We start from the raw sequence: 10,000 nt of genomic DNA on the forward strand, positions 1-10,000 counted from the left end.
TATTGGTGTCATGTAGTCCTTATCAAAAGGCTTTGAAGTCGGATGATGTTGCCGTTAAAAGCGAAGTTGCAAATGCAATGTATGATAAAGGGAAATATGATAAAGCAATCAGATTATATGAACAAATTGCACCAGTTTATAAAGGTAAGCCCAATGCTGAACGAATGTTTTATTTATATTCTAAATCACTTTATAATACGAATCAATTTTATTTAGCAGGGTATCAATTTGAAAATTTTGTTGCTACTTATCCTAGAAGTGAAAAAAGAGAAGAGGCTACATTTTTGGCTGCTGAATGTTTTTATAAATTATCTCCTGCATACAGTTTAGATCAAACAGATACTCAGAAAGCACTAGATAAAATGCAACGATTTATTGATGTTTATCCTGAATCAAGTTATTTGGCTACAGCAAATAAATATGTTAAAGAATTAAGAGAAAAGCAAGAAAAGAAAGCATTTGAAATAGCAAAACAGTACAATTCTATTTCTGATTTTAAAGGAGCTTTAAAAGCGTTTGATAACTTTATTTTGGATTTTCCAGGAACCCCATATAAAGAAAAGGCATTGTATTACAGATTGGATTCAGCATATAAACTAGCTATTAATAGTATAGAATCAAAAAAACAAGAGCGTTTAAATTACGCCAAAACAACTTATGCAAATTTGATTAAATTCAATGCTGCAACAGAATATAAAGAAGAAGCTGATAAAATGTTAGCTGAAATTGAACAAGAATTAAAACAATTTTCTAAATAAAAGTAAATCATGGATTTAAAGAAAACAAATGCTCCTGTAAACACTATTACTTACAACAAAAGTAAATTAGAAGAGCCTACTGGAAACATTTATGAAGCGATTACTATCATGGCAAAACGTGCTAATCAAATCAATACTGAAATCAAAAAAGAATTGATTGAGAAATTAGAAGAGTTTGCTACTTACAATGATAGTTTAGAGGAAGTTTTTGAAAACAAAGAGCAAATTGAAGTTTCAAAATTCTATGAAAAATTACCTAAACCACATGCTTTAGCAGTACAAGAGTGGGAAGAAGGTAAAATCTATTACAGAGAAGCTAAATAAATCAATATGTCTGTTTTAAGCGGTAAAAAAATCTTGCTAGGTGTATCTGGTGGTATAGCTGCTTACAAAACAGCCAACTTGGTTAGACTATTCATAAAAGCAGGCGCACAAGTACAAGTAGTAATGTCGCCTGCTTCTTTGCATTTTGTTACGCCACTTACTTTGGCAACCCTTTCTAAAAATCCGGTTTATTCAACTTTTTACAATGAAGAAGAAGGAAATGGAGAATGGAATAATCACGTAGAATTAGGATTAAGGGCTGATTTAATGCTTGTTGCTCCAGCTACTGCAAACACCCTTTCTAAAATGGCAAATGGCAATTGCGATAATTTATTAATTGCAACTTATCTTTCTGCTAAATGTCCAGTTTACTTTGCACCAGCAATGGATTTGGATATGTACAAACATCCGTCTACTTTGGATAGTTTTCACAAGTTAAAATCATTTGGAAATATTATAATTCCTGCTGAAAGTGGTGAATTAGCAAGTGGTTTGTCTGGTGAAGGAAGAATGGCCGAGCCTGAAAATATTGTTTCGTTTTTGGAACATGATTTACTAGAAAAATTACCACTTAAAGGAAAGAAAATTTTAATTACCGCTGGTCCAACCTATGAAGCTATTGACCCTGTGCGTTTTATTGGAAATCATTCTTCAGGTAAAATGGGATTTGATATTGCAAATGAAGCTGCTAATAAGGGAGCGGAAGTTATCTTAATTTCAGGACCAACGCATTTGAATGTACAAAATTCAGCTATTAAATTGATTCGAGTAATTTCGGCACAAGAAATGTACGATGCTTGCCATGAATTTTATAATAGTGTTGATGTAGCTATTGCAGCAGCAGCTGTTGCAGATTATCGACCAAAAAATGTAGCTAACCAGAAAATAAAAAAGAACGATGCAACGTTCTCTATAGAATTAGAAAAAACAAAAGATATTTTAGCTTCGCTTGGCGAACAAAAGAAAAATCAATTCTTAATTGGATTTGCGTTAGAAACTGAAAATGAAATTGAACACGCAAAGCAAAAAATCCAGAAAAAAAACTTAGATTTGATAGTTTTAAATTCTTTAAACGATGAAGGAGCTGGTTTTGGTAAAGCTACTAATAAAGTAACTTTTATATCTAAAGATTTTACAATTGAACCTAAGGAATTAAAATCAAAAGAAGCGGTAGCTCAAGATATCATTAATAAAGTAATTCAATTTTATGATGCGTAAAATAGTAGTAGTATTTATTTTCTTGTTTTCATTAGGTAATGTGTTTTCACAAGAGCTTAATGCGACAGTTTCTGTTAACTATCAACAGGTAGCTAATGGAAATCCTCAACTTTTTAAAAATCTTGAAACGCAAATAAAAGAATTTTTAAATACTACAAAATGGACTAACAAAGAGTATACTGATGTGGAAAAAATTGAATGTAATTTTTTTATTAATGTTACCTCTTACGGTTCAAACGTTTTTGAAGCCACATTGCAAGTGCAATCTTCAAGACCGGTTCATAATGCTACTTTGGCTTCTCCTATTTTAAACATAAACGACAAAAATTTCACTTTTCGATTTATCGAATTTGAAACCATGATTTACGACCAAAACTCGTTTAACTCAAACTTAGTTTCTGTATTGGCATTTTATTCTAATCTTATAATTGGAATGGATATGGATTCTTTTGCTTTAAATGGAGGATCAAAATACTTAGAAGTAGCTTCAAATATTGTTAACGTTGCTCAGTCTAGTGGGTACAAAGGTTGGTCACAATCAGAAGGGAATAATAACAATCGTAACTTTTTAATTTCGGATATGTTATCTACTACTTTTGCACCCTTTAGAAAAACACTTTATGAGTATCATAGACTTGGTTTGGATACCATGAGTGAGGATGTGAAAAAAGGAAAAGAAAATATTGCAAATTCAATAGAAACTTTGGCGGAAATTCAAAAAACAAGACCTAATTCATTGTTAGTTCGAACTTTTTTTGATGCAAAAGGAGATGAATTAGTTTCCATTTTTTCTGGTGGACCACAAACAAATAATGCTAAATTACTAGAAACTTTAAATAGAATTTCTCCTCTTAATTCTCAAAAGTGGAATAAAATAAGATAGTTCAATCGCTTAATGAATATTTAACTTATGTTACTTTCACTATCCATAAAAAATTATGCGTTAATAGAATCGCTTGAAACTGATTTTTCCAATCAGTTTTCTGTTATTACAGGAGAAACCGGTGCTGGAAAATCAATTCTTCTAGGTGCTTTAGGTTTGGTTTTAGGAAATAGAGCCGATTTAACTTCGCTTAAAGACAAAGAGCAAAAATGTATTATTGAAGCACAATTTAATATTGCCAATTACAATCTTCAATCTTTTTTTGATGAAAATGACATGGATTATGAAGATAAAACCATCATTAGAAGAGAAATTTTACCTTCGGGAAAATCGCGTGCTTTTGTAAATGATAGTCCAGTAAATCTTCAAGAATTGCAAGAATTAGGTGCGATGTTGTTAGATATTCATTCCCAACATCAAACCCGAGAACTTACAGAAGAAAACTACCAAATAGATATTTTAGATGCGGTTGCCAATAATGGCGAATCCGTAAATTCATATAAGAACTCATTAGCTGATTTCAAGTCGACTCAAAAAGAGTTGAAACAATTGATTTCGGAAAAAGAAGCTTTGGTAAAAGAATACGAGTACAACTCCTTTTTGTTGAACGAACTTTTAGCAGCCAACTTAATTGATGGAGAGCAAGAAGCGCTAGAACAAGAATTAGAACAATTAAGTAATGTTGAATTCATAAAAGAAAATTTCGAACGAATTTTAGCTATTGCCAATGAAGAACAAGTTGGCGCCTTGGTAAATTTGAAAGAAATTAAAATTTCACTTCAAAAAATAGCTGGTTTCTCCAGTCAAAATGCACAATTATTAGAGCGTTTGACAAGTAGTTTACTTGAAGTTGAAGATATTATTTCGGAATGCGAACAAAACAATGAAAAGATTTTAGCCGATCCTGAGCGATTAGAATTGGTGAATACAAAATTGCAAACCATCTATAATTTACAGAAGAAACACCAAGTGCAAACGATTTCCGAATTGTTGGTAATTCAAAATGAATTAGATGCTAAAGTTATTCGTGTTGATGATTTGGATGGTGCCATTAATAAATTACAATCTGAATTAAATTCGAAACAACAAAAAGTTGATGAAATAGCAAAATCGATTTCTGAAAACAGAAAGAAAACCGCTCCAATTTTAATTGAAAAAATTAAAGCAACTTTATCACAATTAGGAATGGTAGAAGCCAATTTTCAAATCGAAATCAATCATACTGATTCGTATTATCCAAAAGGAAAAGACGAAGTGGTTTTGCTATTCTCGGCTAACAAAGGAACTAGTTTTGGATTATTAAAAAAAGTAGCTTCAGGAGGAGAAATGTCGCGTATCATGTTAGCAATTAAAGCTATTTTAGCGAATTATTCCAAACTTCCAACTATCATTTTTGATGAAATTGATACAGGAGTTTCAGGTGAAATTGCAATTAAAATGGGGGAAATCATGAAAGATATGAGTGCAACTATGCAAGTATTTGCCATTACACATTTACCACAAATTGCGGCAAAAGGAAATTCGCATTATAAAGTCTCAAAACGTAATCAAGGAGATACTACCATTTCAGAATTAAATCTGTTGACACAAGAGGAAAGAATACAACAAATAGCAGAGATGTTATCAGGAAAAGAAATTACAGATTCGGCTTTACAACATGCAAAAGCTTTGTTGAATTAATTTTTTAAAGTACTTTTGCTTTCCATTTTAAACGACAACAAATCAATTATAAAAATAGAATATCATGATTATAGAACCAAGAATGCGAGGATTTATTTGTTTGACAGCTCATCCAAAAGGTTGCGAACAAAATGTAAAAAATCAAATTGAATATGTAAAATCGAAAGGTAAAATCAACGGGCCTAAACGAGTATTAGTTATTGGTGCTTCAACAGGTTTTGGTTTAGCTTCAAGAATTACAAGTGCTTTTGGTTCTGATGCTGCAACTATTGGTGTGTTTTTTGAAAAAGAACCTTCAGAAGGTAAAACAGCTTCTCCAGGATGGTATAATTCAGCTGCTTTCGAAATGGAAGCACAAAAAGCTGGATTGTATGCAAAAAGTATCAATGGTGATGCATTCTCAAACGAAGTAAAACAGCAAACTATTGATATGATTAAAGCTGATTTAGGTCAGGTGGATTTAATTATTTATAGTTTAGCTTCTCCAGTACGTCAGCATCCAGTAACAGGTGTTTTACATCGTTCTACTTTAAAACCTATTGGAAGTACTTTTACAAATAAAACCGTTGATTTTCATACGGGTAATGTAACAAGTGTCTCAATTGAACCAGCTAATGAAGAAGATATTGCGAACACAGTTGTTGTAATGGGTGGTGAAGATTGGTCAATGTGGATGGATGCATTAAAAGGAGCAGGAGTTTTAGCTGAAGGCGCTACCACAATTGCTTATTCTTACATAGGACCTGAGGTAACTGAAGCGGTTTACAGAAAAGGAACTATTGGAAGAGCAAAAGATCATTTAGAAGCTACGGCTTTTGAAATTACAGAGAAATTAAAAGATATTAACGGAAAAGGGTATGTTTCTGTAAACAAAGCGTTAGTAACTCAGGCGAGTTCAGCAATTCCAGTAATTCCATTATATATTTCATTGTTATATAAAATCATGAAAGCAGAAGGAATTCATGAAGGTTGTATCGAGCAAATTCAACGCTTATATGCAGAGAGATTGTATACGGGTAAATCAGTTCCAACAGATGACAAAGGAAGAATTCGTATTGATGATTGGGAAATGAGAGCGGATGTTCAGGAGAAAATTGCTAAATTGTGGGGTGAATCTACAACTGAAACTTTAGTGGAATTAGGAGATTTAGCGGGATACAAGCAAGATTTCTTAAACTTATTTGGATTTGGATTTGACGGTGTTGATTACCAAGAGGATACCAATGAAATGGTCATGGTGCCAAGTATTAAATAATAACAAAATAATATTAATTTGTTATATAACCCTGATTTTTCAGGGTTTTTTGTTTTTTATCGGTAAAAAGTGATTTTTACCGATATTTTTTTTTCCCGTTTTTTTTAAGTGAAATAATTCTCATTAAATTAGCAGATGCTTAACAATTAATTAATTAATTATTTATTTCATGAAAAAAATTACTTTATTTTTATTTGTCCTCTTTTCGTGTTGGCAAATTAATGCACAGTCCATAGTTATTGGTACCGCCACTACTACGACTACGAGTACTGGTAATGACCCAATAGATGGATATTACGAATCTTTTAGGTATCAGGTGGTATATACAGCTGCTGAGCTAAGTGCCTCAATGACTCCTTATGATGAAATTACAGCTCTAGGATTTTCAATTGCAGGTGATTATGGCGGCGGTAATTTATTGGGTTACACCATAAAAATGGGGCACACATCTGCATCAAATTGTGCTGCACATATTAATTCATCTACGATTGTAGTTAAAAATCCTTTTAATTACAATCCAACAGTTACTGCTGCAGGTGTTTTTGATATGATTACATTTGATACTAATTTTGTATGGAATGGTGTTGATAATGTATTAGTTGAGATTTGTTCTGACGGACCAAATCCATATACATCTCCTTATGGACAGGTACGTGCTAATACTTCTGTAACTAATGGTTCACGTTTTGTAAGAGCTGACGGTGCTACTTCATGCGGTGTAACTACAACTACAACTAATGGAAATAAACCTAATATTCAGTTTAGTTATATTGAAGGTACTCCACCAAGTTGTTTACCTCCTAATGCTTTGGCGGCTAACAGTATAACAAATTCTAGTGCTGTATTAGGATGGAATGAAAATGGAACAGCTACTGTGTGGAATATTCAATACGGTATTACAGGATTTGCTTTAGGTTCAGGTATTATTGTTCCAGGTGTAACCAATACCTACTCATTGCCAGGTTTAACTTCAAATACTCAATATCAATATTATGTTCAAGCTGATTGCGGGGGTACTCAAAGTACATGGAGTGGTCCGTTTTCTTTCAGAACATTATGTGATGCACTACCTGTGCCTTTCAATGAATCTTTTGATTCTACTTCAACAACAGAAGCTTGTTGGGCAGTTTTAAATGTTAATGCGGATGCAGATACTTGGAATTTAAATGATACAAGTGCACCTATTTCAGGTAATCAATCTGCGATTATTAATACGGATTTTAATAATGGTGCTAATGACGATTGGTTAATTTCTCCAAAAATCACATTAAATGGAAATCAAAGATTAGTTTTTAAAAATAAGGTTATATCAGCTACTGAACCAAATGACTTTAGAGTTATGTTGTCTACTACCGGGGCTTCACCTTCAGATTTTACAACTACCTTGATGCCTCTTACATCGTTTTCAAATACTAATACTGAGACTCGAATTATTCCGTTAACAGGTATAACAGGTAATGTGTTTATTGCTTGGCATGTTCCAGCAGGTGGTTTAGATGGATGGATTTTATATATTGACGATGTAGTTGTTGAGGATATTCCTTCAACACCTCCAACATGTACAACTATTTTATCTCCTACTAGCGGTGCTATTAATGTACCAAATCCAACTGTAACATGGGCTGCTAACATTGATGCTACTGGATATAATATTAGTGTAGGAACAACTCCTGGAGGAACTGATGTGTTGAACAATTTTAATGTTGGTAACGTACTTTCTTACACAATTCCTAATCTTGAAGGAGGTTCAACTTATTATGTAACTATTTATCCTTATAATGTAAACGGTCAAGCTACAGGATGTACTGAAATTAATTTTTCTACTTGTGACATAGCTACTATACCTTTCAATGAAGAGTTTGAATCGATAACAACTGGTGTTCCTTCTTGTTGGGGAATCGCGTCAACTCCTACAAATTCAGGTTATAATTTCTCTAGTTTTGCAACAGGTAATACTGGAAGAGGTTTACGATTTGATTCATATTTAAATGCAAATGGAAATACCGGTGAATTAACCACTCCTGTTATTGATGCTTCTTCAGTTTCAACATTACGTTTGAAGTTTTATTATAAAAATCCAACAGGAGGTAATTTTGAAGTTTATGTTTCAACAAATGGAGGTTCAACATATACTTTGTTAGAATCTGGTTTAACTGGCGCTGCCAACTGGACTTTGAAAAGTTATGTTTTAACAAGTTACATTGGTGCAAATCTTAAAATTAAGTTTAAAGGAATAAGTAACTACGGAAGTGGGGATGCTTATATTTATTTAGATGGTGTTGTACTTGAAGAAATTCCAGTTACTTTACCTTCTTGTGTAGCTATTACTTCACCAGCTAATGGTGCTATTAATGTTTCTAATTCTACAGTAACTTGGTTAGCAAACGTTGATGCAACAGGTTATAGAATTAGTGTTGGAACAACTCCAGGTGCAACAGATGTTTTAAATAATTTTGATGTTGGTAATGTATTGTCTTATTATTTATCTAACTTAGTAGGAGGTTCTACTTATTATGTTAGTGTATTTCCATATAATCCTTATGGTCAAGCAGTGGGATGTACAGAAATCAATTTTACAACTTGTGATGAATTAGGAGATTTCTTTGAAAATTTTGATACACTAACGGCTACGGGTCAAATTCCTTCTTGTTGGAGTAAGATTTTAAGTAATGGTGTTAGTACTTTTGCAACCGTTGGATCTTCAACAACTAACTTTAGTGCTCCATATAGTATTTCTTTATACAATTCAGATTCACCTGCTACAGCTAATATAATGTTAGTTACACCTTACATCAATAATTTAAGTGCAGGTACTAACAGATTGCGATTTGTTGCTAGTAATTCAGTAGCTTCACAAGATGTTATTGTAGGTACTATGAGTAATCCTAGTGATGCTAATACTTTTACACCTTTACAAACAGTTGATATCAATGGAACTTTTACTCAATATATTGTAGATTTTACAGCTTATGCTGGAACAGATAAATATATAGCAATTAAACGATTATCAACATCTACATATTCTTATGTTTATATAGATAATGTAATTTGGGAAGCAGTACCATCATCTGCACCAGCTTGTGCAACAAATGTTGTAGCAACGCCTCATCCAACTTGTGGTAACTTTGCTACCACAATTACATGGAATGCTTCTTCTGGAGCAGACGGATATTACATTTCTATTGGTACAACTCCTGGTGGAACAGACATTGCTAATAATGTGAATTTAGGAAATGTTTTAACCTATTCATTTACAGGTAATGCAGGTAGTATGTATTATTATACTATTTATCCATTTAATGCAATAGGAACAGCAGTTGGATGTGCTGAAGCTTCTTTTACAACAAATGTTAATGGATGTTTTTGTATTCCAACTTATACAAATGGTGGAACTGGAGATAATATTACTAATGTGGTAATCGGTTCTTGGTCTAACGCTTCAACAGGTAATGTTTCACCTTATTATGAAGATTTTACATTACAACAACCAGCTCCAATAGCTATTCCAACAATGACTGCTGGATTAAATTCAACAGTTGCTGTAACAATGGGTACTGATGGAACTCAGTACAGTAGAGTTTGGATTGATTTTAATCAAAACCTGACTTTTGAGCCTTCAGAATCATTTTCTTTAGGAACCTCTGCAGGAGGCAGTGGAACTTCTAATATTATTGTTAATGTACCAGCAGGTGCAACTTTAGGAGTTACTAGAATGAGAATTAGAGGTGGTGATGATGCTGCTATTCTTAATACACAAGCTTGTGGAGCTTCTTCAAGTACATATGGACAAACAGAAGATTACTTAGTTAATATATTGCCAGCTCCATCTTGTTTACCTCCAACAGCTTTAAATGCAACTGCGGTAACTTCTTCTTCAGCTAA

General features: G+C 32.9%; 7 protein-coding genes. All 7 read left to right on the forward strand.

The genetic code is table 11. The features are described 5' to 3' along the window. The first annotated feature begins 2 nt into the window (after positions 1-2). A complete protein-coding gene (bamD, locus tag LDL23_RS08300; protein WP_291265279.1) occupies positions 3-758 on the forward strand; it encodes an outer membrane protein assembly factor BamD in 756 nt (251 codons plus the stop codon). A gap of 9 nt (positions 759-767) precedes the next feature. Continuing rightward, complete coding sequence (locus LDL23_RS08305) at positions 768-1,082, forward strand: DNA-directed RNA polymerase subunit omega (RefSeq protein WP_026726592.1); 315 nt, start codon at positions 768-770, stop codon at positions 1,080-1,082. Positions 1,083-1,088: 6 nt separating this feature from the next. Further along, positions 1,089-2,300, forward strand: a complete 1,212-nt coding sequence (gene coaBC / locus LDL23_RS08310; protein WP_291265280.1) for a bifunctional phosphopantothenoylcysteine decarboxylase/phosphopantothenate--cysteine ligase CoaBC — start codon at positions 1,089-1,091, stop codon at positions 2,298-2,300. Then, positions 2,290-3,183 (forward strand): DUF4835 family protein, encoded by an 894-nt coding sequence (locus LDL23_RS08315; protein WP_291265281.1) that lies wholly within the window; start codon positions 2,290-2,292, stop codon positions 3,181-3,183. The genes coaBC and LDL23_RS08315 overlap by 11 nt, the downstream gene beginning before the upstream one ends. Before the next feature lie 27 nt (positions 3,184-3,210). Further along, the gene (gene recN / locus LDL23_RS08320) at positions 3,211-4,863 is read left to right on the forward strand and encodes a DNA repair protein RecN (RefSeq protein WP_291265282.1); all 1,653 of its coding nucleotides are present in this window, start codon (positions 3,211-3,213) and stop codon (positions 4,861-4,863) included. Between the two features lie 64 nt (positions 4,864-4,927). Next, complete coding sequence (gene fabV, locus LDL23_RS08325; RefSeq protein WP_291265283.1) at positions 4,928-6,118, forward strand: enoyl-ACP reductase FabV; 1,191 nt, start codon at positions 4,928-4,930, stop codon at positions 6,116-6,118. Between the two features lie 169 nt (positions 6,119-6,287). Continuing rightward, the coding region (locus tag LDL23_RS08330; protein WP_291265284.1) for a choice-of-anchor J domain-containing protein at positions 6,288-10,000 on the forward strand (3,713 nt) is incomplete at its 3' end.

Origin of the sequence: Flavobacterium sp., assembly GCF_020217025.1 — a bacterium.
In the GTDB taxonomy this organism is placed as follows: domain Bacteria; phylum Bacteroidota; class Bacteroidia; order Flavobacteriales; family Flavobacteriaceae; genus Flavobacterium.

Bases quoted from the DNA above. Each gene is read 5' to 3' on its own strand.
- coaBC (WP_291265280.1), top strand. From the start codon at position 1,089: ATGTCTGTTTTAAGCGGTAAAAAAATCTTGCTAGGTGTATCTGGTGGT.
- fabV (WP_291265283.1), top strand. From the start codon at position 4,928: ATGATTATAGAACCAAGAATGCGAGGATTTATTTGTTTGACAGCTCAT.
- LDL23_RS08315 (WP_291265281.1), top strand. From the start codon at position 2,290: ATGATGCGTAAAATAGTAGTAGTATTTATTTTCTTGTTTTCATTAGGT.
- recN (WP_291265282.1), top strand. From the start codon at position 3,211: ATGTTACTTTCACTATCCATAAAAAATTATGCGTTAATAGAATCGCTT.
- LDL23_RS08305 (WP_026726592.1), top strand. From the start codon at position 768: ATGGATTTAAAGAAAACAAATGCTCCTGTAAACACTATTACTTACAAC.